The 26,249-nt window shown below is 61.0% G+C and carries 27 protein-coding genes and 1 pseudogene; 14 read left to right on the top strand and 14 right to left on the bottom strand.

Going from position 1 to position 26,249, the window contains the following annotated elements:
• Positions 1 to 43 precede the first annotated feature (43 nt).
• The 6 genes from HUV48_RS13480 to HUV48_RS13455 all read left to right on the top strand — a co-directional run bounded on the left by HUV48_RS13480 (position 44) and on the right by HUV48_RS13455 (position 5,556).
• The gene (locus HUV48_RS13480; RefSeq protein WP_225871717.1) at positions 44 to 418 is read left to right on the top strand and encodes an ArsR/SmtB family transcription factor; all 375 of its coding nucleotides are present in this window, start codon (positions 44 to 46) and stop codon (positions 416 to 418) included.
• Entirely contained in the window at positions 411 to 1,340 is a 930-nt protein-coding gene (locus tag HUV48_RS13475) for an MBL fold metallo-hydrolase (RefSeq protein WP_063612645.1), read from the top strand. The genes HUV48_RS13480 and HUV48_RS13475 overlap by 8 nt, the downstream gene beginning before the upstream one ends.
• On the top strand, positions 1,340 to 1,786 hold the full coding sequence (locus HUV48_RS13470; protein ID WP_067505948.1) for a YeeE/YedE family protein: 447 nt from the start codon (positions 1,340 to 1,342) through the stop codon (positions 1,784 to 1,786). Before HUV48_RS13475 ends, HUV48_RS13470 begins: the two co-directional genes overlap by 1 nt.
• Positions 1,783 to 2,202, top strand: a complete 420-nt coding sequence (locus tag HUV48_RS13465; protein WP_063612647.1) for a DUF6691 family protein — start codon at positions 1,783 to 1,785, stop codon at positions 2,200 to 2,202. The genes HUV48_RS13470 and HUV48_RS13465 overlap by 4 nt, the downstream gene beginning before the upstream one ends.
• Before the next feature lie 24 nt (positions 2,203 to 2,226).
• On the top strand, positions 2,227 to 3,993 hold the full coding sequence (locus tag HUV48_RS13460) for a SulP family inorganic anion transporter (protein WP_063612648.1): 1,767 nt from the start codon (positions 2,227 to 2,229) through the stop codon (positions 3,991 to 3,993).
• A gap of 210 nt (positions 3,994 to 4,203) precedes the next feature.
• Positions 4,204 to 5,556 (top strand): MBL fold metallo-hydrolase, encoded by a 1,353-nt coding sequence (locus tag HUV48_RS13455; RefSeq protein ID WP_063612649.1) that lies wholly within the window; start codon positions 4,204 to 4,206, stop codon positions 5,554 to 5,556.
• A gap of 478 nt (positions 5,557 to 6,034) precedes the next feature.
• Here the strand turns inward: HUV48_RS13455 and HUV48_RS13450 are convergent.
• The 12 genes and pseudogenes from HUV48_RS13450 to HUV48_RS13395 form a co-directional block, all read right to left on the bottom strand.
• A pseudogene (locus HUV48_RS13450) lies at positions 6,035 to 6,577 on the bottom strand (class I SAM-dependent methyltransferase); the annotation flags it as partial.
• Between the two features lie 223 nt (positions 6,578 to 6,800).
• Positions 6,801 to 7,139: a hypothetical protein gene (locus HUV48_RS13445; RefSeq protein WP_063612650.1), complete on the bottom strand. Its 339-nt coding sequence runs from the start codon at positions 7,137 to 7,139 to the stop codon at positions 6,801 to 6,803.
• A 73-nt stretch (positions 7,140 to 7,212) separates the two neighbouring features.
• Positions 7,213 to 7,935 (bottom strand): NAD(P)-dependent oxidoreductase, encoded by a 723-nt coding sequence (locus HUV48_RS13440; RefSeq protein WP_063612651.1) that lies wholly within the window; start codon positions 7,933 to 7,935, stop codon positions 7,213 to 7,215.
• A 210-nt stretch (positions 7,936 to 8,145) separates the two neighbouring features.
• Positions 8,146 to 8,631, bottom strand: a complete 486-nt coding sequence (locus HUV48_RS13435) for a DUF6692 family protein (RefSeq protein ID WP_063612652.1) — start codon at positions 8,629 to 8,631, stop codon at positions 8,146 to 8,148.
• Entirely contained in the window at positions 8,628 to 9,158 is a 531-nt protein-coding gene (locus tag HUV48_RS13430) for a DUF305 domain-containing protein (RefSeq protein ID WP_063612733.1), read from the bottom strand. Before HUV48_RS13430 ends, HUV48_RS13435 begins: the two co-directional genes overlap by 4 nt.
• Positions 9,159 to 9,225: 67 nt before the next feature.
• On the bottom strand, positions 9,226 to 9,642 hold the full coding sequence (locus tag HUV48_RS13425) for a potassium channel family protein (RefSeq protein WP_063612653.1): 417 nt from the start codon (positions 9,640 to 9,642) through the stop codon (positions 9,226 to 9,228).
• Positions 9,639 to 10,394 (bottom strand): glutaredoxin family protein, encoded by a 756-nt coding sequence (locus HUV48_RS13420; protein WP_063612654.1) that lies wholly within the window; start codon positions 10,392 to 10,394, stop codon positions 9,639 to 9,641. Before HUV48_RS13420 ends, HUV48_RS13425 begins: the two co-directional genes overlap by 4 nt.
• Complete coding sequence (locus HUV48_RS13415; RefSeq protein WP_233997512.1) at positions 10,391 to 11,707, bottom strand: APC family permease; 1,317 nt, start codon at positions 11,705 to 11,707, stop codon at positions 10,391 to 10,393. The genes HUV48_RS13420 and HUV48_RS13415 overlap by 4 nt, the downstream gene beginning before the upstream one ends.
• Positions 11,708 to 11,876: 169 nt before the next feature.
• On the bottom strand, positions 11,877 to 12,152 hold the full coding sequence (locus tag HUV48_RS13410) for a DUF5676 family membrane protein (RefSeq protein WP_063612655.1): 276 nt from the start codon (positions 12,150 to 12,152) through the stop codon (positions 11,877 to 11,879).
• 51 nt (positions 12,153 to 12,203) lie between these two features.
• The gene (locus tag HUV48_RS13405; protein WP_063612656.1) at positions 12,204 to 12,680 is read right to left on the bottom strand and encodes a DUF411 domain-containing protein; all 477 of its coding nucleotides are present in this window, start codon (positions 12,678 to 12,680) and stop codon (positions 12,204 to 12,206) included.
• 11 nt (positions 12,681 to 12,691) lie between these two features.
• Positions 12,692 to 13,084 carry a RodZ family helix-turn-helix domain-containing protein gene (locus HUV48_RS13400; protein WP_176268261.1) on the bottom strand — a complete coding sequence of 131 codons (393 nt, stop codon included), beginning with the start codon at positions 13,082 to 13,084 and terminating at the stop codon, positions 12,692 to 12,694.
• A gap of 9 nt (positions 13,085 to 13,093) precedes the next feature.
• Complete coding sequence (locus HUV48_RS13395) at positions 13,094 to 13,753, bottom strand: DUF2231 domain-containing protein (RefSeq protein ID WP_063612658.1); 660 nt, start codon at positions 13,751 to 13,753, stop codon at positions 13,094 to 13,096.
• A gap of 38 nt (positions 13,754 to 13,791) precedes the next feature.
• On the opposite strand from HUV48_RS13395, the gene HUV48_RS13390 reads away from it, so the two are divergent.
• The 8 genes from HUV48_RS13390 (at position 13,792) to HUV48_RS13355 (ending at position 22,152) form a co-directional block, all read left to right on the top strand.
• Positions 13,792 to 14,181 (top strand): hypothetical protein, encoded by a 390-nt coding sequence (locus tag HUV48_RS13390; protein ID WP_067505945.1) that lies wholly within the window; start codon positions 13,792 to 13,794, stop codon positions 14,179 to 14,181.
• Positions 14,181 to 14,621, top strand: a complete 441-nt coding sequence (locus HUV48_RS13385) for a periplasmic heavy metal sensor (protein ID WP_063612660.1) — start codon at positions 14,181 to 14,183, stop codon at positions 14,619 to 14,621. Before HUV48_RS13390 ends, HUV48_RS13385 begins: the two co-directional genes overlap by 1 nt.
• Before the next feature lie 7 nt (positions 14,622 to 14,628).
• The gene (locus HUV48_RS13380; protein WP_063612661.1) at positions 14,629 to 15,189 is read left to right on the top strand and encodes an RNA polymerase sigma factor; all 561 of its coding nucleotides are present in this window, start codon (positions 14,629 to 14,631) and stop codon (positions 15,187 to 15,189) included.
• 58 nt (positions 15,190 to 15,247) lie between these two features.
• A complete protein-coding gene (locus HUV48_RS13375; protein WP_063612662.1) occupies positions 15,248 to 17,110 on the top strand; it encodes a copper resistance system multicopper oxidase in 1,863 nt (620 codons plus the stop codon).
• Positions 17,107 to 18,258: a copper resistance protein B gene (locus HUV48_RS13370; RefSeq protein ID WP_063612663.1), complete on the top strand. Its 1,152-nt coding sequence runs from the start codon at positions 17,107 to 17,109 to the stop codon at positions 18,256 to 18,258. Before HUV48_RS13375 ends, HUV48_RS13370 begins: the two co-directional genes overlap by 4 nt.
• A 17-nt stretch (positions 18,259 to 18,275) precedes the next feature.
• Entirely contained in the window at positions 18,276 to 18,836 is a 561-nt protein-coding gene (locus HUV48_RS13365; protein WP_225871716.1) for a YybH family protein, read from the top strand.
• 6 nt (positions 18,837 to 18,842) lie between these two features.
• Complete coding sequence (locus HUV48_RS13360) at positions 18,843 to 19,580, top strand: PepSY domain-containing protein (protein ID WP_174539187.1); 738 nt, start codon at positions 18,843 to 18,845, stop codon at positions 19,578 to 19,580.
• A 106-nt stretch (positions 19,581 to 19,686) separates the two neighbouring features.
• The gene (locus tag HUV48_RS13355) at positions 19,687 to 22,152 is read left to right on the top strand and encodes a membrane-bound PQQ-dependent dehydrogenase, glucose/quinate/shikimate family (RefSeq protein WP_063612664.1); all 2,466 of its coding nucleotides are present in this window, start codon (positions 19,687 to 19,689) and stop codon (positions 22,150 to 22,152) included.
• Positions 22,153 to 22,281: 129 nt separating this feature from the next.
• Here HUV48_RS13355 and HUV48_RS13350 read toward each other — a convergent pair whose 3' ends face one another.
• Entirely contained in the window at positions 22,282 to 24,645 is a 2,364-nt protein-coding gene (locus HUV48_RS13350; RefSeq protein ID WP_063612665.1) for a heavy metal translocating P-type ATPase, read from the bottom strand.
• A gap of 12 nt (positions 24,646 to 24,657) precedes the next feature.
• Positions 24,658 to 26,196 (bottom strand): multicopper oxidase family protein, encoded by a 1,539-nt coding sequence (locus HUV48_RS13345; protein ID WP_067505942.1) that lies wholly within the window; start codon positions 26,194 to 26,196, stop codon positions 24,658 to 24,660.
• Between the last annotated feature and the right edge of the window lie 53 nt (positions 26,197 to 26,249).

The raw sequence follows: 26,249 nt of genomic DNA, 5'->3' as shown, positions 1-26,249 counted from the left end.
TTCCTTGAAAATATCTTAGCCTGCTCTAAATTAGTAATAGCTAATGGAGAAGATTATGGGCCAGGACGGGCCTTCAGAAACGGATTTCATGCGCCAGGCTGGCGAGGCCAGCCGCCTGCTGAAAGCGATGGCCAACGAATCGCGCCTGCTGGTCCTCTGCTTCCTGGCCGAGGAAGGCGAGTTGTCCGTCGGGGATCTGGCGCAGCGCGTCGGGCTGAGCCAGTCCGCCCTGTCGCAGCACCTCGCAAAATTGCGCGAAGGCGATCTCGTCGCGACCCGCAAGGAGGCCCAGTCGGTGTTCTACCGTGTGTGCGACCCCAATGCGCAGCGTGTTCTGGAATTGCTGCATGACATGTTTTGCCCTGAGCTCGGCCAATCCCCCAGCCGAGCGACGACATCGGAGAGACAGTATGAGTGACGACACGAATATCGAAAAGGCCATCGAACAGGTGAACGGCGTTCTTGCCGGCAATCCGCGAGCGCCTCACGTCAAAGCGTTCTTCCATGAGCCGACCTTTACCGCGACCTATGTCGTCAGCGACGATCAGACCAAGCGCGCGGCCATTATCGACAGCGTCTGGGATTTCGATCAGCCTTCGGGCCGCACCAGCTTGGAAGCGGCGGACGAGATTATCGATTATGTGCGCGAGGCAGGCCTGACCGTCGACTGGATTCTGGAAACCCACGCACATGCCGATCACCTGTCGGCCGCGCCCTATCTGCAGGAGAAGCTGGGCGGCGAAATGGCCATCGGCCGCGACATCGTGACCGTTCAGGGCGTGTTCGGCAAGGTGTTCAACGAAGGCACCGAATTCGAGCGCGACGGCTCGCAGTTCGACCGCCTGCTGGAGGATGGCGACGAGTTGATGATCGGCGATATACCGCTGATCGCGCTCCACGTTCCCGGCCATACCCCGGCCGACATCGCCTATATCGTGGGCGATGCGGCCTTTATCGGCGATACGATGTTCATGCCCGATTATGGCTCTGCGCGGGCCGATTTTCCGGGCGGCAATGCGCGCAATCTCTATCGCTCGGTCCGGCGACTGATGCGCCTGCCGGACAAGACGCGGGTATTCCTGTGCCATGATTACAAGGCACCCAACCGCACCGAATTCGTCTGGGAAACCACCATGCTCGCACAGCGCACAGCCAATGTGCATCTTCACGAAGATGTTGATGAGGATGAGTTCGTCGATATGCGCACGCAGCGCGATGCGACGCTGGAGATGCCGCGCCTGATCCTGCCCGCCATCCAGGTGAACATGCGCGGTGGACATTTGCCTCCGCCGGAAGATGACGGCACGTCCTACCTCAAGATGCCGGTGAACAAGCTGTGATGCTGCCCGGATTTCCCGACGCCGCTCCACTGGCAGGATTGCTCGGAGGCGTGCTCATCGGCCTCGCGGCCGCGCTGATGCTGCTGGGCGCAGGGCGAATTGCCGGCGTGTCCGGCATCGCCGCCCGCGCCTTCGGCATCAGCGGTGACGGTACGCCCAGATCCGGCGCGTGGGCGTTTGTCCTGGGTCTGCCGATTGGCGCAATGCTGATTGCCTGGGGCCCTGGCGGGATCCAGGCCAGCTTTGTCGGTTACGTACCGCTGATTGTGGCGGGCCTGCTGGTCGGCATCGGCACGCGCATCGGCAGTGGCTGCACCAGCGGCCACGGCGTTTGCGGAGTCAGCCGGTTGTCACAGCGCTCGCTCGTCGCCACGGTGACCTTCATGGCGGCCGGGATCGCGACCGTCGCCATCATGAATGCCTTTGGGCTGGAGGTGCTGTCATGACGCGTTCGTGGCCGGTGACGCTCCTATCGGGGACGTTGTTCGGCGCCGGGCTGGCGCTGGGCGGCATGGTCGACCCGGCGCGTGTACGCGGTTTTCTCGACATTTTTGGGGACTGGGATCCCACTCTTGCTTTCGTGATGGGCGGCGCGGTGATCGTGATGGCGATTGCCTGGCGGATCCAGGCACGCATGGCGCAGCCTTTGATTGGCGCGACGTTCGCTCTTCCCGACCGGACCGACCTGACCCCCCGTCTGATCGGCGGCGCGGCGCTGTTCGGCACCGGTTGGGGAATTGCCAGCCTGTGTCCCGGACCTGGATTCGCTGCACTGGCGATCGAACCGGCAAAGGCGGCGGCTTTCGTGGTGGCGATGCTGGGCGGAATGCTGATCGTACGCTTGTTCGAGCCGCAGCGCTAAAGCGTCGTCGGAGCAATCGAAGCCATGGCCGAACCCACCTTGCTGGCACGCTACCTCCCCATTCTGCAATGGGGGCGCACCTATAATGGTTCTGTCCTGACGAACGATCTGGTGGCGGCGGTGATCGTCACGATTATGCTTATCCCGCAAAGCCTGGCTTACGCCTTGCTCGCCGGGCTGCCACCGGTCGTCGGGCTATATGCCTCGATCCTGCCGCTGGTGGCCTATGCGCTGTTTGGGACGAGCCGGACGCTGGCGGTGGGTCCGGTCGCGGTCCTGTCACTGATGACCGCATCGGCCGCGGGCGCTGTCGCTGCGCAGGACACGGCCGAATATCTCGAAGCCGCGATCACGCTGGCCGCTCTGTCGGGCATCATGCTGGCTGTGCTGGGCTTTCTTCGGCTGGGCTTTCTCGCCAACCTGCTCTCGCATCCGGTGATCAGCGGCTTCATCACGGCCAGCGGCATTCTGATCGCCACGAGCCAGATCAAGCATATTCTCGGGATTTCGGGCGGCGGCGACAATTGGCCGGAGATGCTGGGATCGCTTGCGTCCAATATAGGCCTGACCAATCCGTGGACGCTGGCCATCGGTATCCCGGCGACGCTGTTCCTGTTCTGGGTCAGGGGCGGACTGAAACCAGCCCTCTTGAGGATCGGCCTGAAACCGCGCGCCGCCGATATCGCTGCTAAGGCGGGGCCCGTGATCGCGGTGGCGCTGACCATTCTCGCGGCCGTTATGCTCGATCTTGCGGAAAAGGGCGTCGATCTGGTCGGGGCCATTCCGCAGGGCCTGCCGCCTTTCGCCACCCCGTCGACCGACATGGACCTGATCGCGCAGCTATGGGTGCCCGCGCTGCTGATCTCGGTGATCGGTTTCGTGGAGAGCGTCTCGGTCGCGCAGACCTTGGCCGCCAAGAGACGCCAGCGTATTGCGCCCGACCAGGAGCTGATCGGCTTGGGCGCATCGAATATCGCAAGCGCCTTTTCGGGCGGCTATCCGGTGACGGGCGGGTTCGCCCGCTCGGTGGTAAACTTCGATGCCGGCGCGGAAACGCCGGCTGCGGGCGCCTATACGGCCATCGGGATCGCCCTGGCATCGCTGTTCCTTACGCCGCTGCTGTTCAGCCTGCCTATCGCCACGCTGGCGGCCACGATTATCGTCGCGGTGCTCAGCCTGGTCGATCTGAAGACGCCCGGTCAGCTGTGGCGCTATTCCAAGGCGGATTTCGCAGCGCATCTGGCGACCATCGTCACCACTCTCTTGGCTGGCGTGGAACTGGGCGTGATTACCGGTGTCGTGGTTGGTCTGCTGCTGTATCTGTGGCGCGCATCGCGGCCGCACGCGGCTATCGTCGGGCGTGTTCCGGAAACCGAACATTTCCGTAATGTGGAGCGGCATGATGTCTTTACCGTTCCGCACGTCCTGTCGATCCGTATCGATGAAAGCCTGACCTATCTCAATGCGCGCTGGCTGGAGGAATATGTGCTCGAGCGCGTCGCGGACCAGCCAGAGGTGCGCCACGTCATCCTGATGTGCAGTGCGGTCAACGAAGTGGACGCCTCGGGCCTGGAAAGCCTCGAGGCGATCAATCACCGGCTCTCCGATAGCGGGATCGACCTCCACCTATCGGAAGTTAAAGGCCCGGTGATGGATCGGCTCAAGCGAACCGAATTTCTCGAGAAAATCGGCGGGCGTGTGTTCCTGTCGCAGAACCGCGCGTTTCGCGAATTGTCGCGGGATAATGCCGATCCGTCTCTGCCCGACGATATCGCTCGAGGTTTGATATGAACGAATATCCAAAAAGGAAATCGAGATTGGCATATCTCTCGGCGTCCATCGCTATAGGCATTCTCGACGCACTTGTTTTTCCTCATCGTCCGCACAGGCGGCACTTTTCCTGTGAACTCGCAATCCTTTACGGTTGCCAACCGTTTTGCTCGGAGGCCTGCTTTCGGCCTGACCGCATCCCCTCGTAAACCGACCAGAAGGAAACTCATCATGCTTCTCGAAAAAATCAAGACACCCGGCCTATCCCATCTGTCCTATCTCGTCGGGTCCGGCGGGCAGGCGGCAGTGATCGATCCGCGCCGCGATTGCGACATCTATATCGAGAAGGCCCGCGCCGAAGGCTTGGCGATCACGCATATTTTCGAGACGCATCGTAATGAGGACCTCGTTTCCGGCGCAGCGGTCCTGGCCGACATGACCGGGGCAAAGGTGCTGCACGGCCCGAACGCCGATGGCGAAGTCGTCTATGCGCAAACGACGTGCGAGGGCGACAGCTATCGCGTCGGCCAGCTCGAATTCCGCGTATTGGAGACGCCGGGCCATACATTCGATCATCTCGCCTACGCATTGTTCGACACCGAATATCCGGAGAAAGCCGTTGCCGTGTTTACCGGCGACGTCTTGTTCGTCGGCGACGTCGGACGCACCGACTTCTATCCCGACCGCAAACGCGAGGTCGCAGGCCTGCTCTATGATTCCCTGCGCAAGATCTGCGACCTGGGCGATCAGGCCATCATTTATCCGGCCCACGGCGCCGGTTCTGTTTGCGGGTCGGGCATGGCCGACCGCGAGTTCTCAAGCGTGGGCCACGAGCGGCACAACAATCCGCGGCTGCAGATCGAGGACCGCGAAGCCTTTATCGACTTCAAGGTGGGAGAGAACCATTATCAGCCTCCCTATTTCAGGTTGATGGAGCGGCTGAACCTGGAGGGCGGGAGTCCCGCTCCGCGGGTCATTGAGCCGAAACCGATGTCGCTACAGGAGCTAGGCGAATGCGGCGCGGACCACCTCGTCGATATCCGCGAGCCGCTCGCCTATGCGTCGGGCCATCTGCCCGGCAGTATCAATCTCCCGGTTGGGATGATCCCCGCCTTTGCGGGGTGGTTTATCGGCGAAGGGGAGAGTGTCGCCCTGATCGCCTCGTCGCAGGGCCAGCTGAATACTGCCATGGAACACCTGGTCCGCATTGCACTGGACAACGTTCTGGGTGGTTACGTAGGCGTGGTGCCCGCGGCGGCGGCGGGCAAGAAGATGCGATCGATTCCGATGGTGGATACCGAAACAGTCGAACGGCGGCTGACCGGCGAACACAACGAATGGACACTGCTCGATGTGCGTGATGCCGATGAACGGGCGGCAGCCGCGATCGACGGCTCGGAGCATATTTATGTCGGCGAACTGTCTAAGCGCTGGCAGGATCTGGACCCGGCCCGCAGCTACACCCTCATGTGCGCGAGCGGAATGCGGGCGACAGTGGCGGCAGGCTGGCTCGACGCCCACGGCTTTGACAATGTGGATGTGTACCTGGGTTCGATGGGCGCGTGGAAAGCAGCGCAGAATTGAATTGCTAAAACCTATCCCGATAGCCGACTGACCAATTGCGGAACGCGCTCCTCGCATCTGCGAAGGTAACGCCGCAAGGCGCGCATCCGTATGTCACGCGAGCATCGTAGACTCGCCCCGATCTCAGCGAGGCTTTCTACAGCGTCGAGCAATACGTCGGGTTCATGGATCTGGACCCGGTGCAGCCGGTCACTGATCCGATCGATCAGGACCGTCAGACACCGGTATGTCGGCAAAGACGGTCAAGCAAGCTGCGACGAAAACGTCCTGCTCGATATGGTGGTTTCTCTCGATGATGCGGAAAATCACGTGAAAGACACGCATGAAGCTGTCGCCTGGATGATATGCGCCTTGCGTTCGACCAGATTGGATGATGCAACTCGCTCGCGCGGAAGTAGAACTGCACCATGAGCAGTAGCATCTGGACATGATCTTCCGTTGCTGGCCCGTACGGTTGCTGTCAGGTCAGCAAAGGATCTTAAGAAACCCGTCCCGAAAGGTTGCCCCACCTGCCCCGCAATGCCCCCTCCGCTTCGCCGACATATCGGCGCGTCAAGGGTAAAGCCCTCCGATCGCGGCAATACTGAATCTGGTAATTGCACATGCCGCCATGTTCGAAAGCCGCCGTGGCTCCGGCGAGATAGAAGGTCCACATGCGATAGAAGCGCGCATCGAACATCGCCTCGATCCGTTCGCGGTTGGCTTCGCAATTGGCATACCATGCGCGCAGCGTTCTGGCGTAATGCAGCCGCAGCATCTCGACGTCGCTGGCAATGAGGCGATATTTCTCGCTCGCCGCGACGGTTTCCGAAAGCGCCGGGATGTAGCCGCCTGGAAAGATGTATTTGCGCGTGAAAGCGTCGGTTGTGCCCGGTGTGCCGATCCGACCAATCGTGTGGAGCAGCATCACCCCGTCATCCGTCAGCATATTGGCGCAGCAGCGGAAGAACGTTGCGAATTGCGGGCGTCCGACGTGCTCGAACATGCCGACCGAGACGATCCGATCGAAACGCTGGCCGCGCAACGAGAACCAAAGTTCTCGCCATCCATGCGCAGGAGTCCATCGCAGCCATAATCGAAAGCGGCGACGAGGAAGCACAGCGAATGAAACTGGCGGAACTCTCAGATCTCTTTGGAAAGTTCAACCGCTAGAGACGATGCCTTGCCCTCCTGAAGGCTGTTTCGAGAAAGACTTGAACGGCAGCGTTAGAAAGTCGGCTAACAGATGCCCTGCGCATTCTGCGTCATGATCGAAAATGCTTGGCGCGCTCCACCATATGATTCATCTGAGTCGCTGCGTGGATGGTCAACGGATGCTGCTTCGCGTCGGGCCGCGGCGTTATAAAGTCCGCCATTTCAGCGATAAGCTCGAGCTGCTCTTCGCTAGCCTTCGAGAGCAGACCAAGAACGATATTTTCCAAGGCAATCACGCGGATGCGCAGCTGGATGAGTTCCGCGTCCGACAGAGCGGGGATATCCCACTCGTCGCAAGTTGCTGCTAACGCTTCCTGGGGACCACAGGGCAGGGCCCCGCCCTCCGCTTCCCACCGCGACACCGCGATGTCTTTCTTGTCGTGTGCCATGTTCTCAAACTCCAGACCTACTTTACCATGCCGCGAGCGGCGAATTCCAAACGGCGACGAACATCGCCATCGCTCACCTATCGCGACGAAGATGGAGGCTTTCTAGTTCCTCGCGAAGGGCAAGAAGCCCTTCCAGATCGTCAGCCTCCGGTTTGCCTACGGCAGGCTTTTCGTGGATCCACCTCCCACTCACTACTGAATCGAGAAGCAGGGCAGCGAGATCGGCATGGCAGCAGCGGAAGCAGTCCGTCGATAGCGTCCGCGCTTTCACTTGCGCTTCGCCGCTATAGGGCAAATCGATAAGCCAACCGGGTCTTGCGGCCGTCCACTTGAGACCTTGCTCGGCCTCGAGCATGCGCTCCATGGCCCGCATGTGTTCGAGAATGTTTGCCAGAGCGGGGACAACTGTCAGCCGGAACCATGACGGCACTCCGGCTTGCTGGTCCACGAATGCGGCGGATATCACTGCGATCCGGTCGATGCCGACGCGGCCCATCGCTTCGACAATGCGGCGCGTACCCTCGGTGTAGAGCGGTGGTGGGTCGATCGCGGTCGATGGCGTGAACGAAACGCCAAGGGTGGAAATAACCGCATCGCAACCACGAATGGCATCAGCAAGGTCGTCCTCGAGAACGTCGCATTGGATATAGTCGACACCTTCGATCCGTTTCGCCGGGTCCGGTAAATGATGCTCGAGACCGCGCACGTGGTGGCCGCGCTGCATCGCCTGTTCGAGGAGCAGCGTGCCGGTCTTTCCACCGGCGCCGAAGACGGCATGGGTCAGATTATCGGTCAAAAAGAAACCTTCGCAATTGCAAATGATGCGGATGAATATGAAGCCCCGCGCATGGGGTTGGTCATGCGCGGGGCTCCAAGACGGCTCCAGTGAGCCTGCGACCCGCAGGGCTCTCTTGGGGGAGCTGGAACCGCCTATCCACTGTAGCTTCGAAACCCGCGCCGGGCTTGCCTCCGGAAACAATCCAGGCACCTCACGCGGGTTCTTCTGCTACTGGTCGCAGATAGAATATCCGCGATACCCCAGTTCGTCTCCGGCCCCGGGCGGGACCACGATCAATTCCTGCGCTTGCAAGCCCGCATTGCCTTCATCGTCCAACAGACGCGTGGTGACGAGCAGATCGCCGCTGGTATAGCGATCCGTACCGGCAGCGCTGACCGGGATCAGTTTGCCGTTCAGCTTGATGAAGCCCTGGCTTCCCGGTTCGTAGACGAAGGTGGGGTAGCCAACCTCGGTCAAGCGGAAGACACAACGACCTTCCTTCCCGCCGATTGCCGAAACATCGGCGTCGCTCATCGTCTCGGGCTTTACGAGCGCCGTCGATATGTTCTGCAGCGCGCTGGAAGCCGGCTCGATTGGCGACGCTTTGGCCGGCGGATCAAGCTGCGCTTCGCGATCATTGCCGATGGCGGTGTTCTGGTTGCACCCAGCCAGCGCGACAGCCAGCCCTGTGGTGAGGATAAAGGTCGTCTTCATTGCGCAGCTCTTTCTTCGGGTGTCTCGGCAAGGGTTGGGTCAGGTTGCGGAGTTGCGGGAACCGGAGCTTCGATATCTTCGGGGAGCCTCTCAGTGGTCCGCACGCCATTTTCCTCGATATCCTCGATGAGGTATTTCATCTGCGCGATCTCGCGGCGCTGGGCGAGGATGATATCGTGCGCGAGCTTGCGCACGCGCGGATCGCGGATATGCGCCCGTTCGCTGGTCATGATGGCGATCGAGTGGTGAGGGATCATCGCCGCCATATATTCCTCGTCGTCGATCGTGGTCTGGCTGCGCACGAGCCACAATGCCAGGGCGAAGACCACTGCTGCGACGCCGAGAATGATGAAGTTCTTGGTTCTGTCTTTATACATGCCCCACATGAAGAGCAGCATGACGACCATCATCATCGCGCCCATCACGAACATCATCCAGAAGCGCGTTTCGCTCCAGAAGAAGTGATCGGCATCGTAGGTGTTGGCATACATGAGGACAAACATGACAACGGTCGATGTCGAGACCATCGCCATGAAGCGCCAGTAATTGCCACCGCCTCCCTCGCTATGATCGTGTTGCGTGCCTTTCGCCATATCAGTTCTCCTGTTTGCTCATGGTCTGGTAGACATATTGGGCGGTGCAGCTGATCATCAGGAACCCGGTCAGTGCGGCTATTCCGGAAATAGCGCGCATGTGACCGGCGGGCAGAATATCGCCCAGTCCGACAGTCGATATCGTAATCAGCGCGAAGTAATAATAGTCCATCCAGCTATCGATGACGTCCTGCTCCAGCGCTCCAAGTCCCCAAACACTGGCGAGATACATACCGCCTGCAAAGATACCGGCGATGACGAGATGGCTGGCAAGAACCAGGGACGAGCCGGCAAGGACCCGAAGATGCCTTGGCTCCTTCCCGGGCGGGGAAAGGGCCTTGGCGCCGCGCAGCATCCACATATGAAAATAGAGCGAGACCGCAAATAGGACGAAGCCGAGGAGCAGAGCCGCGATCATAAAGTGATCCAGCCCAGCGCCTTTGCTCCCATCCAGAGGCCCATACCGATCATGAACAGGTTCTCGGTCAGCGACACGAACCCCAGCGGCACGTTGGAACTGCCGCCCACGCAGGCGCATTTGAGCTCACGCTTCTGGATGTAGACCGCGTAGAACACGCTGACGGCACCAATCGTGCCTATGAACAGTGAGACCGGTACCGAGATGATCGGCAGCGCATGCGCGGTCATCAGGATACCAGCCAGCGCCTCGCCGAAGGGATAGACGAAACCGTAGCGCACCCAGCGCTGCGCCAGCAGATCGTAATTGAGGAACATGGTCGAGAAGCTGCGGACGTCCTGCAGCTTCTGCACCGCGAGCAAGCACATTGACAGACTGACAAACCATTCGGCAGCTTGCACGGTGAGCAGCTCGCCAAGCGCGTACCAGCTGATGGCGAGGCCAAGCAGCGCCGCGATCGCGAAGATGGCGATGACGGGTTGATAGCTGATCGTGTCGTCGCCGGTCTGCGTTCTCTTCTTGCCGAAATGGGCGCGGACATCGTCGTATCCGCCGATCCGCTTGCCATCGATAAAGGTCTGCGGTGTCGTCTCGACGCCATGCTCTTGCTTGAACGCGTCGGTTTCTTCGCGCGAGGAGAGGTGATTGTCCTCGACCGCAAAACCCTGCCGTTCGAGCAGGTCGACCGTTTTCAGGCCGTATGGACAGATGTGCTTGTCCATCACCATCCGGTATACTTTTGCCTGCTTCATTGTTTTTCTGCCTCGTTTTGATGGTCTTGGCTGCTTCCATTGACGCCGGCGTCCGCATGCGCGTTCCCATCCTCCGCACGTCTCCGGCGCAGGAACAGGGCTTCGAGACCAAATACCGCAGCTATGAGGACCGCCCCGATCACCACGATGGCGGGGTCGGAATCGAGCTTCACCCCCGCAAAGGCGACAAGAATTACGCCGTCGGCAGCGATTGCCGCAAGCAGGACCGAACCCTTGGCCCCGATCTCCTTGCGCAGATGGCGGTACACGCCCCAATGGACCAGCATGTCCATGACGAGATAGAAGAACGCCCCGAGCGAAGCGATCCGCGACAGGTCGAACAGCACCGCGAGCGTGCCCGCGATCACCACCGTATAGACCAGCAAGTGACCGCGGATCGGACCCTTCATGCCGAAGTGACTGTGCGGGATCATCTTCATCTCGGTCAGCATGGTGAGCATCCGCGAGACTGCAAATACGCTGGCGATCACGCCCGAAGTGGTCGCCGCAATCGCAATGACGATGGTAAACCAGAACCCGAGCTCTCCAAGCGCCGGCCGGGCGGCGGCAGCGAGCGAATAATCGCGCGCCTCGACGATCTGGCCGATCGTCAGACTGGACCCGACCGCGAACGCGACGAGCAGGTAGGTGACGACGCAGATCGCGATCGAGATCATGATCGTGCGGCCTACATTGCGATGCGGATCGACGATCTCTCCGCCGCTATTGGTGATCGTGGTAAAGCCCTTGAACGCCAGGATCGAGAACGCGACCGACGCCAGGAACGCGCCGCCGCTCGTCATAGACGCAGGCTCGGCAAACGCGCCGGAGAAAAATCCGCTCGCGGCGATTGCGGCCACGGCGAACAGAGCGATCCCGCCGATCTTGATCGCCGACATGACAAGCGAGAAGCCGCTCACCGATCGATTGCCCGCCTTGTTCACGATATAGGCGAATACGATCAACCCAAGAGCCAGGGCTGACAGCAGGAGACTGTTCTCCTCAAGCCCGAACGGTCGCAGGGCGTAGGTAGCAAAGGTTCGCGCAACGAGGCTTTCGTTGATAACCATCGAAAGCGCCATGAGCAGCGAAGCCGAGGCCGCAACGACGCCAGGACCATAGGCTTTCTGCAGTATCATCGCGATGCCGCCCGACGACGGCCAGGCATTGGACATCTTGATGTAGCTATAGGCGGCCAGTGATGTGACGAGCGCACCCAGAACGAACGATAGCGGGAACAGCGGGCCGGCAAGTTCCGCGATCTGACCGGTGAGAGCGAAGATCCCAGCGCCGATCATCACGCCGGTACCCATAGCCACACCCCCGGCGAGACTTATTGTCCCCTCACCAGCGGCGTCGGGCGCGCTTTCCATCGCGGCATGTGTGCCATGCTTCGTCGCAGTCATAAGGCTCGAACTCCCCCGTCCGGAATGCCGGGAGCGCGTCGATCACGACAGGTCTTGTGGAGTGTGAGGTGCAACGTCATCCGCGCTTTTCTCGACCGAACACGGCGTAAAGCGGCACCACGACGACGGCAATATACCAGCCATAAAGGAAGCTGCCGAGGGCTCCGGCAAGGAAGCCGCGCCAGGTCAGCCATTCGAAGCCGGGCAAAAGAGGCGCCCAAGCTTCGTGCATGTGAAACCGCTCAGGGAAAAGGAGGCCGAAACCCACACAAAGCAGATAGCTGAGAAGCAGAAAACTGCTGAGCGTCCAGCCCCATCGCAAGATGTCCGGGCGGATCGATCGATCGGTCATATCGGCTTTCCTTTCAATCGGATCGTTTTCACTCCAGCCCGCTCCAGCGGGTCATGGATAGCTTGCAAATACGCGCTCGCCCGCAGGGCCGAAGGCAATGACCTGGTAGGGCTGCACCCTCCCGCCAACTTCCATGCCGGGGGAGCCCAGGGGCATTCCCGCAACGGCGAGGCCAGTCACGCCGTCGGGTCGTTCTTCGAGAAGGCGCGCGATCTCGCGTGCAGGAACATGTCCCTCAATCACATAGCCATCGACTTCCATCGTATGGCAGGAAATCAAGTCGTCAGGCACGCCTGCATCAGCCTTAACCTCGGCCATGGGACGGTCTTCGCGAACCGTGACCTCGTGATCCAGACCGGTGCGAACATGCTTCGCCCATTCCCCGCAGCATCCGCATTGCGGATCGCGGAACATTACATAGGGGCTTGCCTGTGCGGCGCTCGTGCAGGCTGCAAGGAGGATCACGCCGAAAGTAGCGAGTGCCGCGCGCGCGCGGCGTATGCCCAAGCCAGTAACTATGAATTTCATGCTCAAATCTCCTACATTCCTTCCATGTCGTGATCGGACATGGTCTCCATGTTGTGCCCTGCATGCGGGTCGACCGGTTCCGGAACATCCGAGGTCGTTGGACCGGGTGCCGGCGTCAAACCAGTTGTCGGCGTGCGCGGTGGTGGCGCTTCGGCCGGACCAGCCGGCTTGCGCTCGGTCGCGGGTACGCTGGCGACGGGCGCGGTTTCTACGCCGGTCTCGGTCGAATTTACGGAAGCGGCCTCAACTGGCGACGGCGCGCTCGCCGGTGCTGTCTCGATGGCAGCCGTATTTCCGTCATCCGCCATAGGCTCGGGTTGTTGATCGCACGCCGCCAAGCCCGCCAGCGCGGTCCCGAGGAAAAGCGTTCCAATCATCTTCTTCGTCTTGAAATGCTGCATCATGTTTATCCTTCAGATCCAGGAGAGGCCAAGGTGATCGGGGCCGTGCGCAAGCTCTCCGCCGAGAAAACCCTGAAGCAGAATGAGCGCGGCCATCGCGAAAAGTCCGGTGCGCAGAAGGACTCTGTCTTTACGCGGCCTGTAAGCAAGGGCGGCAAGAGCGAGACCGAGCGCGGCGATCAGCATTCCGTTCCAGCGGTGGAGATGCATGACCGTATCGCCGCCAAACCAGAGGCCGGTATGAATCCAGCCGAACAGGGCTGCGACGACGGCACCGCCCGCACCGCCATAGATCAGCACGCGGACAGCGGGTTCGGCTGCAGCGCCTCTCCCGGCCATGACGAACAATTCGGCCAAGGCTGCCAGCAGGAACAGTGCAATCGGGAAATGGATCGTCGCGGGATGCAGCTTCTTGAGGACAGTGACAAAGTCACCCTCACTGACGCTCTCGTGTCCGCCGGATGCGTCATCATGGCCGTCGGAGCCGTGGCCGGCTTCGGCAGACTGACCCGAGGCGCTTTGCATCCCGCTCATGCCAGTCGCTTCCTGACTTGGCTCGGAAGAGGCGGCAGCGTTCGTAGCGGGATCATGCGCTTCGTCGCCGTGCGCATAAACAGGACCGAGCGGCAGGATCACCGCGCAAACAAGTATCAAAAAATGGACTGCTTTCATGGTGGCGCGTGCCCTTTCACCGCAGATTAACGAGAGCTATGCTGCCTGTTACGCATCCCGAGCCGCCTCCCCTCATTAAATATCTTTGCGGGGAGCGGACGCGCCGCGCGTATGGGAAGAACGAACAGCAGTTGAAGGATCGACCCGCACCGATGGAACAGGACCTGGACCCTATTCTGAGCGCTCTTGCCCACGATGTTGCGCCCGGCGTGCTCGGCGGCTTCATGGAAGGCGTCTGGGAACGTGTCGGCGATATGAGTGCGCGGCGGGACGGGGCCATGCGCAGCATGCTGTTTGCCGGCCTGTTCGCAGTTGGACTCGGCGCGGGTGCCCTCACGGTTCAGGCTCCTGTCTATGCTCAGGAACCCGCCTACCCGCTATTTAGCGACGCCCGCCTTTCTCCCGCCGCGCTGCTACACGTCGATTGATGAAAAGTCCCAAACTGTATATCGCGCTTGCCGTCCTACTCGCTGCTCTTGCGGGATTTCTGGGCGCGGTCGCAGCAGAGCGATGGTTCGCGCCAACCCAGCCGGGCAGTCTCCACGAATTCGTTCACGAACAGCTCGACCTCACCGCCCAACAGGAAGATCGGCTCGACCGTCTCGAGGAGCGCTACGCAATCGAGAACGCCCAGCGCGAACTGGCGGTTCGGCGTGCTAACGCCAATCTGGCCGCCGCGATGGACAAGGAGCATGAATACGGCCCCGAGGTCAGTCTAGCCATCGACGAGGTCCACCAGAGCATGGGCGAATTGCAGAAGGCGACGGTCCGGCATGTTTTCGCGATGCGCCGCATTCTCGACCAAGAGCAGCAACGCGAATTCGATCAGCAGGTTGCCCGGTCACTGACCGGTTCGCCTTCGGAATGATCGCGGAGTGCAGGGGCAGCCGGATAGTCAGGAGCAGGCGCTTGTTGCAAAAGTTGCCGCCGGTGACCGCCGCGCATTCACGGAACTTGTAGAACCGCTCATACCCCGCCTGCTTGCAACCTCATTGCGAATGGTTGGCTCACATGATGAAGCCGAAGACGTTGTGCAGAATGCCCTTGCTTCGGCGTGGATCGCCCGCAAGCGCCTCGATCCGGCGCGGCCCGTTCTCCCGTTCCTCACGACGATCACACTCAACAAATGCCGCGACAAACTCCGCAGGCGGAAGGCAGCGCAGTTCCTGGGGTTCGGAAAGGCTTCCATGCCGGAACTTGCCTCCGATCCTGCGCCCTCGCCGGAATCCGAGACAGTCGATCGGCAGCTTCTGCAAAAGACCCATGCCGAAATTCAACGGCTTCCCGTGCGGCTGCGCGAGGCGCTGATTCTCGTTGCCATCGATGGGCGAAGCCAGAACGAGGTTGCCGATATAATGGGTGTTTCGGAGAAGGCGGTGGAATCGCTGGTCTACCGTGCCCGAAAGGCTCTGAAGGAAAAAATTTCGCGCGCGTGAGGGGAAGCGCCTCCAGCCGCGTAGGATAGGGCAAACCTCCTTCGAACAGGACTTTCTCATGCAAGCAATCAATCGACGCAAATTCCTGGGCTCGAGTATCGTCGCCGGCGGCCTGTTTGGTGCCACCGCCGCGATGCCCGCCTGGGCGCGCGGCGGCAACATGAATGGCGCGACGATCCGCCAGGGTTTCGATGAAGTATCCGGCCGCAATATCGATCTAACCATCGCGCGCGGCCCGCGAATTGTTCAGGGCCGTAGCGGTATGGGAGTGGCGGTGAACGGTAGCGTTCCCGGTCCGCTGGTGCGGCTGAAAGAAGGCGATCCTGTCAATCTCAATGTGACAAATGCGCTGGACGAAGACAGTTCGATCCACTGGCACGGACTGCTTGTGCCGTTTCAGTTCGATGGCGTGCCCGGTGTGAGCTTTCCCGGTATCGGGCCGCGGCAGACATTCACCTACGAAATGCCCGCCATACGGCAGGCTGGCACCTATTGGTGGCATAGCCATTCCGGCCTGCAGGAACAGGCCGGGCATTACGGGCCCATCATCGTCGATCCTACCGGACCCGATCCGGTGCAGGCCGACTACGATTACGTGATGCTGCTCAGCGAATTTACGCCGATGCATCCCCACACAATCATGTCGAAGCTGAAGAAGGGCGAGGGGTACTTCAATTACCAGCAACGCACGTTGACCGATGATTATCCGCTGACCGGAGAAGAGCGCCGGATGTGGGCAGAAATGCGCATGATGCCGACAGATATCCTCGACGTCACGGGCTCGACCTACACTTACCTCGCCAATGGACACGGTCCCGAAGAAGGGCTGGAATATCTGTTTTCGCGCGGCAAGCGGGTCCGCATCCGGGTGATCAATGGCAGCGCCATGTCCTTTTACAACGTCCGTATTCCCGGGCTGAAATTCTGGGTCGTAGCGGCCGACGGTCTCAACGTGAGGCCGGTCGAGGTCGAAGAGTTCCAGATCGGCACCGCCGAGACCTACGATATAGTCGTCGAACCGACCGGCGAAGCGCATACCATCGTCGCGGAAAGCATGGATCGCTCGGGCATGGCGGTCGCGACGCTTGCCAGCCGCCCCGGTGCCCGCGCGCCTGTCCCCGCGCTGCGCGATCCGCCGCTCCTGACGATGGCCGATATGGGCATGGCGGGTATGGGTGGCATGGCTGGAATGGAAGGTGACATGTCAGGCATGGATCATAGCGCGATGGGACATGGAACCTCGCCGCCGGACGGTATGGACATGAGCGACAGCGGCGACGGGTCAAGCGAGGGAGCGATGGCCGGAATGGCTGGAATGTCGATGGGCGGCATGGACATGCGCGACACGTCCAGGCTGCCACCCGATGTGAAGGTCAGTCCAGGCATAGACATGGTTGCCATGAACCCGCAGGACCGGATGGGCGATCCTGGTATCGGCCTCGACAAGGTTCCGCATAAGGTGCTGAACTACAAGGATCTGGTCGCGCTCGAACCGAATGACGATCTGCGCACGCCGTCGCGCCAGATGGAAATTCATCTCACCGGGAACATGGAACGCTACATGTGGTCGTTCGACGGCGAGAAGTTCTCGGCCGTCAGCGACGAGCCGATCCGCTTTGCCTATAACGAACGGGTTCGGGTCAAGCTGGTCAACAACACCATGATGGCGCACCCGATCCACCTTCACGGTCATTTCTTCGAGCTCGTCAACGGCGCACCTGCCGATCGCCAACCACAAAAGCACACGGTGGTCGTGCAGCCCGGCGGCTTCGCCCAGTTCGATCTCACCGCCGACGAGCCAGGAGACTGGGCGTTTCACTGCCATCTTCTCTATCACATGCATGCCGGCATGTTCCAGATCGTAACGGTCGCGCAGGAAGCAGGGCAACCAGACGTACAGCGCGTGGGAGAGAGCGGATGAAGTATATGATCGCGCTCATGCTCGCCGGAACGGCAACGCCCGCCTTCGCGCAAGACCATGGCCATAACCATTCCATGCCGATGCAGCCTGCCGACCCGCAGGACGCAGAGGAGGCCGCCGAAGAGGAAAGCAGCGGAGAGGATGCTTCGCCGCCATCCTCCGCAATGCCCATGGACCATTCGCAAATGGACCATGGTGCAATGGATCACCAATCCATGCAGCCGCAAGGTGAAGGTAGCCCCGAGATGCCGCAACCCATGGGCCAGTCACCTGTAGACCACTCACAGATGGATCATTCGCAAATGGGCCATGGGTCGATGGATCAGTCCGGAGTGGTCGACGACCAAGCGGGCGGAGAAATGGACCATTCCGCCATGGGTCATGAGGCGATGGCGATGGACATTCCCTCGGGTCCGCCGCCCGCTTCCGCGGGTTCGGGCCCTGCACGCGCCGCAGATGCCATATGGGGTGTTGAGGCAATGCGCGAGAGCCGTGAGCAGTTGCGCGATGAACAGGGCGGCCAGACATATTTCTGGTTCCAGGGTGACCGCGTCGAATACCGCGCGCGCGAAGGATCCGACGGCTATCTGTTCGACCTTCAGGGGTATTACGGTGGCGATCTCGACAAATTCTGGTTCAAATCGGAAGGTGAAGGCAGTTTCGGCGAGAAGATCGAAAGCGCCGAAGTCCAGGCGCTCTACAGTCGCGCTATCGCGCCGTTTTTCGATTTCCAGGCCGGTATCCGGCAGGATTTCGCGCCATTGGACCGCACCTATGCGGTGGTCGGCATCCAGGGCCTCGCACCCTATCTGTTCGAGGTGGATGCCGCCGCATTCCTGTCCGACAAAGGCGACCTGACGGCGCGCATTGAGGCCGAGCTCGACCAGCGAATTACCCAGCGCCTGGTCCTTCAACCCCGTGTGGAAGCGTCCTTTTCGGCGCAGGACGTGCCTGAACTGGGCATCGGTGCGGGCTTGGATACAGTCGAAGCCGGCCTTCGCCTGCGTTATCATTTCGCGCGTGAGTTCGCGCCCTATATCGGGATCGATCAGGAATGGAGGATCGGTCAGAGCGCCGACTACGCACGCGCCGAAGGAGAAGATCCCAGCGTGACGAATTATGTCGTCGGCATACGGTTCTGGTTCTGAGTAACAAGGAAAGTTCGATGCACACTACAATCATTCGGGGCGTGGCCGCTGCGGCGCTTGCTTTATCCGCGGCACCGGCGTTGGCCCAGGACATGGACCATTCCGCGCATGGGGAGCATTCGCAATCGAAGCAGATGGACCATTCGGCGCAGGGCATGAACCAGGCGGATCATATGGCGGCCATGAACGACGACGTCGCGGGGGCGGAGGCTGCTCTCACAGCGTATCGTAACGCGCTGACGGCGCGCGATGCTGAGGCCATGACAGCCTTGTTTGCGGAAGAATCCTTCGTTTACGAGAACGGAAAGGATGAAGGCAGCTTCACGAACTACATGGCGCATCACCTGGGGCCTGAACTGGACGCGATCACCAGTTTCACCTTCGGTGAGCCGACCGTTGCAGTCACCCGGATGGGACACATGGCTTACGGCCGGGAAACCTATACCTACCGGATTGAACTGGCGGATGGACGCGTGATCGATCGCGAAGGCGTGGCAACGTCGGTACTCACGCACGACGCCAATGGCTGGAAGATCGTGCAATACCATTCATCGTCGCGTCCTCCCCGCAACCAATAAGACCTCATGGCGTCGGTTCCAGCTCTACGAAAGCCGTCACGCAAGCTGCGGCTGCACATATTCGGCAGCAAGCTGCATAAGTGGCTCGCGCTTGTTGTCGGCGTGCAGGTGCTGTTGTGGATGGGAACCGGCGCTATCATGTCCTTTCTCAAGATCGAGCAGGTACGGTCCGAGCACGTCATATCGCGCGAGGCCGAAACACTCGATCCTGAGTTTCCGGCGCCGCAATGGTTGGTGGATCGACAGGGCATCGTTGCCGTGACGACCAAGTCCGTAGCTGGCCGTCCCCTCGTTCAAGTCGAGCGTAGCGATGGCTCGATGACGCTTCATGAGACCGAGACCGGAACGAGGGTATCTCCCCTCCCACTCGCCGATGCCCAGGCCATCGCTTCGCGGGCCTGGACCGGTCCCGAGACCTCGATCACCGGTGCTAAGCTGATCGAGCGCCCGATAGGAACAGAGTTCCGAGGTCCGTTTCCGGCGTGGCAAATCACCTTCTCCGATCCAGACGCGACGAGGCTCTACATCGATGCGTCGAGCGGCGCGATTCTCGCCGCTCGAAGCGATACCTGGCGCTTCTTCGACTTCGTCTGGGGCTTGCACATCATGGACTGGACCCAGCGCGACCGGATCAACAGCTGGTGGCTGCTGCTTTTCGGAATCGGTGGAACGGTCATCGCGTTGTCGGGCTTTGTACTGCTGGCGAACCGGTTCCCGAAACTGCGCCGCAGAAAGGTCCGGTGATCTATCCAAGGTATCCAATAATCGCGCTAATGATAGAAAGGCGCAATGTCATCCCTGCCCAGAAGTATCGGGAAAGTTTGCCAAGATCAAAACAGCGAGGCCCGTCATGAACAGTTCCGAACAAACCGCACCTCATCGAAAGGTTTCGATTCTACCGCGGATAGTCGCGATTCTGATCGGACTCATCGGTGCAACACTGTTTGCCGGTGGCATCTGGCTCGCAATCCTTGGCGGCTCGCTTTACTATGGGCTGACCGGCGCGGCGCTGCTTGCTTCCGCCTATTTCATCTTTCGCGGGAAAGCCTTGGGCGCGTGGATTTACGTCGGCATCTATATGGTGACCGTGCCCTGGGCATTATGGGAGAGCGGCAATGATCCGTGGGCGCTCGTGCCGCGGCTTGTTGGTCCGACCGTTCTCCTCGCTCTGGTCGCTTTGGTTTCACCCCGCCTTTATCGGCCGACAAGATGGCCAGTTGCACTTGCAGGGGCTGGGGGAGCGGTGGTGTTCCTTGCGGTTGCACTCTGGGTTGCATCGGCATCGGGCCCCGATCCGGTGAGGGGGGAACTCCCGATAGCCCAGGCCGGGATAGAGTTCGAGGATGTGGGCGTTGACTGGCCAGCCTGGGGAGGAACCCATTCAGGTCAGCGTTATTCGCAGTTGGATCAGATCACACCGGCCAATGTCGGCGGCCTGAAGCGCGCATGGATAGCACATACCGGCGATCTGCCCCTAGGTGCGGGTGAAGGCAAATACGCCCCAGAAACGACCCCGCTGAAGATCGGCGACCGTTTGTATCTGTGCTCGGCGATGAATATTCTCATCGCGCTCGACGCGCAAACCGGCGCGGAAATCTGGCGCCACGATCCACAAGTCTCCACCGCCGCCATTCCCTATTCGGCCTCCTGCCGCGGCGTGACCGCCTACACCCGCCCACGGGACAGCGGCACACAGCTTTCCGGAGGCGCCCAAGGCTCTCCTTCCCAGAATGGAGGCGCGCCGCTCGTACCTTCGAGAGCTGCAGCGAATTGCGCGATGCGCATTATTGAAGGGACGCTCGATGGCCGTCTCATCGCCGTCGATGCCGAAACCGGCCGCCCCTGCGCCGACTTTGGCGTCAACGGCGAGGTCGATATCAAAGAGGGCATGGGCCAGACATATCCAGGCATGGTGGCGATCACGGCTCCTCCGGTGATCGTGCGCGGCAACATCGTGACGGGCCATCAGGTTCTCGACGGGCAGCGCAACAGCGCACCGTCGGGCGTAATCCAGGCGTTTGACGCCGTTACCGGGGAGCGCGCCTGGGCATGGGATATGGGGCGTCCGGGAGAATTTGGCGAACCTGCTCCAGGCGAGCAATTCACGCGCGGGACGCCCAATATGTGGACGACGGCTTCGGCGGACGAGGAATTCGGTCTCGTCTACCTTCCCATGGGCAACAGCGCGGTCGATTACTGGAGTTCGGATCGCAGTCCACAGGAAAACGAATTCTCGACGGCGCTCGTGGCATTGGACGGCGAGACGGGCGAGCCACGCTGGCGTTTCCAGACCGTATACAAGGACGTCTGGGACTACGACCTCGGGAGCCAGGCAACGCTTGTCGATCTGCCGGGCGGAACGCCGGCGATTATTCTCCCGTCGAAGCAGGGCGAGATCTACATTCTCGACCGACGTACCGGTCGACCGCTGCACACCGTGATCGAGCGCGCCGTGCCGCAAGGTGGTGTGGAGCCCGCCGAGCGCACCGCCACGCAGCCCTATTCGGGCTTTGCGACGCTGCGCAGACCCTCTCTCGAAGAACGCGACATGTGGGGCATGACGCCAATCGACCAGATGATCTGCCGCATCCAGTATCGGCAGTCGGCCTATGATGGCTACTATACGCCTCCCACGTCAGATCGCCGGTGGATCCAGTATCCCGGTTACAATGGTGGATCCGACTGGGGATCGGTGGCGATCGATCCGCGCCGCGGAGTGATCTACGCCAACTATAACGACATGCCCAACCACAACCGCCTCGTCCCTCGCGCAGTGGCGGACGAAAAGGGATGGGAGCCGCGCGGCCCGCAGGGCAATCAAGGTGGCGGTGGTTCTGAAGGTGAAGGCTCGCCCCAGACCGGTACGCCGTTCGCCATCGACGTCAACGCGGGCTGGCGGCTCGGGCTGACCGGCCTTCTGTGTAAAGAGCCGCCTTATGGCGGCATTCGTGCGATCGACATGAGTAGCGGCGAGACGCTATGGGACCGGCCCTTCGGTTCGGCACGCGCAAACGGTCCCTGGGGTCTTGCTCTTGGCATTCCGTTCACGATCGGTACGCCCAACAATGGCGGCGGTGTCGTGACGGCAGGAGGACTGCTGTTCATTGCCGCGACGACCGACAATCTGATCCGCGCGATCGACGTAGAAACCGGTGAAACCGTCTGGACCGACGTCCTGCCGGGCGGCGGCCAAGCCAACGTGATGACCTACTCCCAGGACGGCCGCCAGTATGTCGTGGTTATGGCAGGCGGGCATCATTTCATGAAGACACCTGTCAGCGACGCAATAGTAGCCTACGCGCTGCCCTGGAACTAGCTAAGGAGAAATCACTGGGCAGAGGGATTGCCTGCCAGCGTTCCTAGGCAGAACCGGCATTGATCGCTTCAAGCTTCGTGTCCGTCATCACAAATAAGGCCATTTGCCGCTTCGTGACACCCCGGTTTTCTAGCGATTATTTCGATCCTGCACTTGCATTTCGAAAACCGGAAGCTTCACCCCCCGCAATCGCAAAGCATTGGCAATAACCGAAACCGATGATAGGCTCATCGCCGCTGCCGCAATCATCGGGTTGAGCAGCAGTCCAAACGCCGGGAACAGCACCCCTGCGGCAACCGGTATCCCGAGCGTGTTATAGGCAAAGGCGAAGAACAGGTTCTGGCGGATGTTGCGCATGGTCGCGCGCGACAGGATGATTGCCTGCACTACCCCGGTCAGATCACCACGCACCAATGTTACACCGGCGCTTTCGATCGCTACATCCGTGCCCGTTCCCATGGCAATGCCGACATCGGCGGCTGCCAGAGCCGGCGCATCGTTTATACCATCGCCCGCCATGGCGACGCGGCGTCCTTCACTCTTCAGCCTTTCAATCTCGCGGTGCTTGTCCTCGGGCGAGACATTGGCGTGCACCTCGTCGATGCCCATTTCCCGCGCGACCGCTTCAGCCGTTGCTCGGCTATCGCCGGTCAGCATGACCACGCGGATATCGCGAGCGTGCAAAGCGGCGATGGCTGCCGCGCTGGTCGGCTTGATCGGATCGGCCACCGCGATCATCCCCGCAGGGTGCCCATCGAATGCGACAAACATCACTGTTTGTCCTTGCGAGCGACCGCTTTCCGCAGAGCCCAGCCAGACATCGTCATCGATCCCCACCCGCCGCATCATCTTTTCATTGCCGATGGCGATGCGACGATTCTGTACATTCGCCTCGACGCCTTCCCCCGTGGTCGAAGCCAGGTCTGTGGCTTCGGCAGGCGAAACACCGCGGGCCCGCGCGCCTTCTACTATGGCGTGCGCGAGCGGGTGTTCGCTGCCCATCTCGACGCCCGCGACCGCGGCAAGGAATTCGGTTTCGTTGATACCCTCGACCGGGTCGACCGCAACCAGGTCAGGCTTACCCATCGTCAACGTGCCGGTCTTGTCGACCACCAACGTATCGATCTTCTCCAATGTCTCCAGTGCTTCGGCATTGCGGATCAGGATGCCATGCTGCGCGCCCTTGCCTGTGCCGGTCATCACCGACATCGGCGTGGCAAGCCCCAGCGCGCAGGGACAGGCGATAATCAGAACAGCAATCGCATTGACCAACGCATAGGCAAGCGCTGGCGCGGGACCCCAGATGGCCCACACCGCAAAGGTGACGATCGCAACAACCACGACCGCAGGAACGAACCAGCCCGCGACCTGGTCCGCGAGCCGCTGGATCGGCGCGCGGCTGCGCTGCGCCTCGGCAACCATCTGGACGATCTTGGACAGCATCGTGTCCTTGCCGACATTGGTGGCACGCATGATGAAGCCGCCGGTCTGGTTCACGGTCCCGCCGATAACCGTATCGCCCGCGCGCTTGGTCACGGGCAGAGGCTCGCCGCTGACCATGGATTCGTCGATCGCGCTTGAACCCTCCTCGATTTCGCCATCGACCGGCACTTTATCGCCGGGCCGCACTCGCAAGCGGTTGCCGGTCGCCAATTCGTCAAGCGGCACTTCGCGTTCGTCGCCATTGCCGAATATCTTCACCGCCGAGGGAGGTGCGAGTTCGAGCAGCGCCCTCAGGGCGCTGGAAGTCGAACCGCGCGCCTTGAGTTCGAGTACCTGGCCCAGAAGCACGAGCGTGGTGATAACCGCCGCCGCCTCGTAATAAACGCCCACGCGCCCCGAGTGGTCGCGGAAGGCAGGCGGGAACAGATCCGGCAGCGCCGTTGCCACGAGGCTGAACACATAGGCAATGCCCACGCCGATCCCGATCAGCGTAAACATGTTGAGATTGCGGGTCTTGAGCGATTGCCAGGCCCGGACGAAGAAGGGCCAGCCGCCCCACAGGACCACCGGCGTGGCAAGGAGGAACTGCGCCCATTGCGCCCTGGCAGGCTCAATCAGGCGGTCGAAGCTGATCCCCGGGATCATGTCTCCCATTGCATAGACAAACAGCGGCAGCGTCAGGAGCGCGCTCCACCAGAACCGGCGGCGCATGTCGACCAGTTCCGGATCGGGCCCTTCATCCAGGCTGACAGTCTCGGGTTCGAGCGCCATTCCGCAGATCGGGCATGAGCCGGGACCGGGCTGGCGGATCTCCGGGTGCATCGGACAGGTGTAGATAGTGCCTTCCGGCACGTCCTCAACAGCATCGAGATGCGCGTTCGACAGATAGAGCTGGGGGTCCAGGAGGAATTTGTCGTGGCAGCGCGAAGAACAGAAATAGTGCTCCGCCCCCTCATGCTTGGCCTTGTGTTTCGCGCCGTCGATCTCGACGCTCATCCCGCAGACCGGATCGATCGCGGTTCCCTTGATCACGCTTTCATCCCTGCTCATGACCATTCCTTCCTAGCTGTTCACCACGACGAACTGCCCCATCATGCCCGCATCCTCGTGTTCGAGGATGTGGCAGTGATACATGTAGGGCGTGTCCGGGTCGCTATGTTCCTCGAAGCGCAGCAGCACGCGCACCTGCTCGCGCGGATTGACAATAACCGTGTCCTTGAAACCGGTTTCCAGTGGCGGGGGCGCGTGGCCATCGCGGTCGATCACACGAAACTGGACGTTATGAATATGAAAAGGGTGGGCCATCATCGAAGCGTTGGCGATTTCCCAGATTTCCCACTGGCCGACGGGCACCCGCTCGTTGATGACATTCATGTCCATGCTGGCACCATTGATAGACATCCCGCCGCCCATCATGCCCATATCGAGCACGAACCTCCGGGTTCGCACTGCAAGTGAAGGGTCGAGTGCTGGTAGCGCGGCAAGCTGCGGCGGCAGATTCCTTCTCGGCGAGGAGCCAGAGGGTCTGATATCGAGGATCCGGAACGGCTCGTCCGTCCGGGCATCGTCGCGGCGTCGGCCCATCATACCGCCGCCCATCATGCCGCCGCCGTTGCCCATCATGCCCATCGAATTGTCCGGACTGGTCGCCAGAAGGCTGAGTGGGCGCCCCTCGGAAAGATCGACGAGGATCTGCGCCCGCTCACCCGGTGCGAGCCTGAGCGAGCGGACTGCATGCGGGCGATCCAGCAAGCCGCCATCGCTCGCGATGAGCTCCATGGTCTGACCACCGGACAGCGAGAAATCGTAGAAGCGTGCGTTCGATCCATTGAGGATCCGCAAGCGTAACTGACCGGTCCGAGCGTCAAACACCGCGTTTTGCGTGCCATTGACGTAGAGTCGATCCCCGCGCACGCCCATCATTTGCGCATGCATATTCTGCGGATAGAGGAGCTTGCCGGAGTTATCGAGCACGCGGTCCTGAACGATAAGCGGAATATCATCCACGCCGTATTCGCTCGGCAGGTCCAGCGCGTCCTCTTCATCATCACGGACATAGATCGGCGCGGCAAGACCAGCATAGACCTGCGGTCCCGTGCCGCGATGCAGGTGCGAATGATACCAATAGAGAGAGGCACGCTGGCGAACTTCGAAAGACGGGCTCCAGCGCGCGCCGGGGCGGATAAGCTGGTGCGGTCCGCCATCCGCAGCGGCGGGAAGCTCGAACCCGTGCCAGTGGACTGTCGCGCCGTCGTCCAAGCCGTTGTCGACATGCAACCGGACCCGCTCGCCGCGGCGCATCTCCAATGTCGGACCAAGATAAGGCGCGTTTATACCGATCGTAGGCGAAACGACCCCGGGAACGAATTCCTTCTGCCCCGCGGATATCGACAGTCGAAAGACCCGTTCGCCTTGTTCGACAATTCCCTGATTGAGCTCGGGAATGGCGAGCGGATTGGCGCCGGCTCCATCCGCACTAAACAGCGAATTTTGCGCTTCGCATGCAGACAAGGGAAGTGCCACGAGGCCGGCAGCCGCTGTGCCAGCCCGTCGCAGCAAGGCACGACGGTTGAGGCTGGATGCAATCGACCACTGGTCCATCTTACTTGCTCCGGAGATATTTGATCAGTGCAGCGATGCCCAACACCATGAGG

It is taken from the genome of Qipengyuania atrilutea, assembly GCF_013370205.1.
Lineage (GTDB): Bacteria > Pseudomonadota > Alphaproteobacteria > Sphingomonadales > Sphingomonadaceae > Actirhodobacter > Actirhodobacter atriluteus.
Note: the sequence above shows the minus strand (reverse complement) of the source record. Positions and strands in the feature narration are given on the sequence as shown.

What these genes read in the sequence shown, in the direction of transcription:
- HUV48_RS13480 (WP_225871717.1), top strand. Translation starts at nt 44, where the DNA reads ATGGAGAAGATTATGGGCCAGGACGGGCCTTCAGAAACGGATTTCATG.
- HUV48_RS13475 (WP_063612645.1), top strand. Translation starts at nt 411, where the DNA reads ATGAGTGACGACACGAATATCGAAAAGGCCATCGAACAGGTGAACGGC.
- HUV48_RS13470 (WP_067505948.1), top strand. Translation starts at nt 1,340, where the DNA reads ATGCTGCCCGGATTTCCCGACGCCGCTCCACTGGCAGGATTGCTCGGA.
- HUV48_RS13465 (WP_063612647.1), top strand. Translation starts at nt 1,783, where the DNA reads ATGACGCGTTCGTGGCCGGTGACGCTCCTATCGGGGACGTTGTTCGGC.
- HUV48_RS13460 (WP_063612648.1), top strand. Translation starts at nt 2,227, where the DNA reads ATGGCCGAACCCACCTTGCTGGCACGCTACCTCCCCATTCTGCAATGG.
- HUV48_RS13455 (WP_063612649.1), top strand. Translation starts at nt 4,204, where the DNA reads ATGCTTCTCGAAAAAATCAAGACACCCGGCCTATCCCATCTGTCCTAT.
- HUV48_RS13445 (WP_063612650.1), bottom strand. Translation starts at nt 7,139, where the DNA reads ATGGCACACGACAAGAAAGACATCGCGGTGTCGCGGTGGGAAGCGGAG.
- HUV48_RS13435 (WP_063612652.1), bottom strand. Translation starts at nt 8,631, where the DNA reads ATGAAGACGACCTTTATCCTCACCACAGGGCTGGCTGTCGCGCTGGCT.
- HUV48_RS13430 (WP_063612733.1), bottom strand. Translation starts at nt 9,158, where the DNA reads ATGGTCTCGACATCGACCGTTGTCATGTTTGTCCTCATGTATGCCAAC.
- HUV48_RS13425 (WP_063612653.1), bottom strand. Translation starts at nt 9,642, where the DNA reads ATGATCGCGGCTCTGCTCCTCGGCTTCGTCCTATTTGCGGTCTCGCTC.
- HUV48_RS13420 (WP_063612654.1), bottom strand. Translation starts at nt 10,394, where the DNA reads ATGAAGCAGGCAAAAGTATACCGGATGGTGATGGACAAGCACATCTGT.
- HUV48_RS13415 (WP_233997512.1), bottom strand. Translation starts at nt 11,707, where the DNA reads ATGGGTACCGGCGTGATGATCGGCGCTGGGATCTTCGCTCTCACCGGT.
- HUV48_RS13410 (WP_063612655.1), bottom strand. Translation starts at nt 12,152, where the DNA reads ATGACCGATCGATCGATCCGCCCGGACATCTTGCGATGGGGCTGGACG.
- HUV48_RS13405 (WP_063612656.1), bottom strand. Translation starts at nt 12,680, where the DNA reads ATGAAATTCATAGTTACTGGCTTGGGCATACGCCGCGCGCGCGCGGCA.
- HUV48_RS13400 (WP_176268261.1), bottom strand. Translation starts at nt 13,084, where the DNA reads ATGATGCAGCATTTCAAGACGAAGAAGATGATTGGAACGCTTTTCCTC.
- HUV48_RS13395 (WP_063612658.1), bottom strand. Translation starts at nt 13,753, where the DNA reads ATGAAAGCAGTCCATTTTTTGATACTTGTTTGCGCGGTGATCCTGCCG.
- HUV48_RS13390 (WP_067505945.1), top strand. Translation starts at nt 13,792, where the DNA reads ATGCTGCCTGTTACGCATCCCGAGCCGCCTCCCCTCATTAAATATCTT.
- HUV48_RS13385 (WP_063612660.1), top strand. Translation starts at nt 14,181, where the DNA reads ATGAAAAGTCCCAAACTGTATATCGCGCTTGCCGTCCTACTCGCTGCT.
- HUV48_RS13375 (WP_063612662.1), top strand. Translation starts at nt 15,248, where the DNA reads ATGCAAGCAATCAATCGACGCAAATTCCTGGGCTCGAGTATCGTCGCC.
- HUV48_RS13370 (WP_063612663.1), top strand. Translation starts at nt 17,107, where the DNA reads ATGAAGTATATGATCGCGCTCATGCTCGCCGGAACGGCAACGCCCGCC.
- HUV48_RS13365 (WP_225871716.1), top strand. Translation starts at nt 18,276, where the DNA reads ATGCACACTACAATCATTCGGGGCGTGGCCGCTGCGGCGCTTGCTTTA.
- HUV48_RS13360 (WP_174539187.1), top strand. Translation starts at nt 18,843, where the DNA reads ATGGCGTCGGTTCCAGCTCTACGAAAGCCGTCACGCAAGCTGCGGCTG.
- HUV48_RS13355 (WP_063612664.1), top strand. Translation starts at nt 19,687, where the DNA reads ATGAACAGTTCCGAACAAACCGCACCTCATCGAAAGGTTTCGATTCTA.
- HUV48_RS13350 (WP_063612665.1), bottom strand. Translation starts at nt 24,645, where the DNA reads ATGAGCAGGGATGAAAGCGTGATCAAGGGAACCGCGATCGATCCGGTC.
- HUV48_RS13345 (WP_067505942.1), bottom strand. Translation starts at nt 26,196, where the DNA reads ATGGACCAGTGGTCGATTGCATCCAGCCTCAACCGTCGTGCCTTGCTG.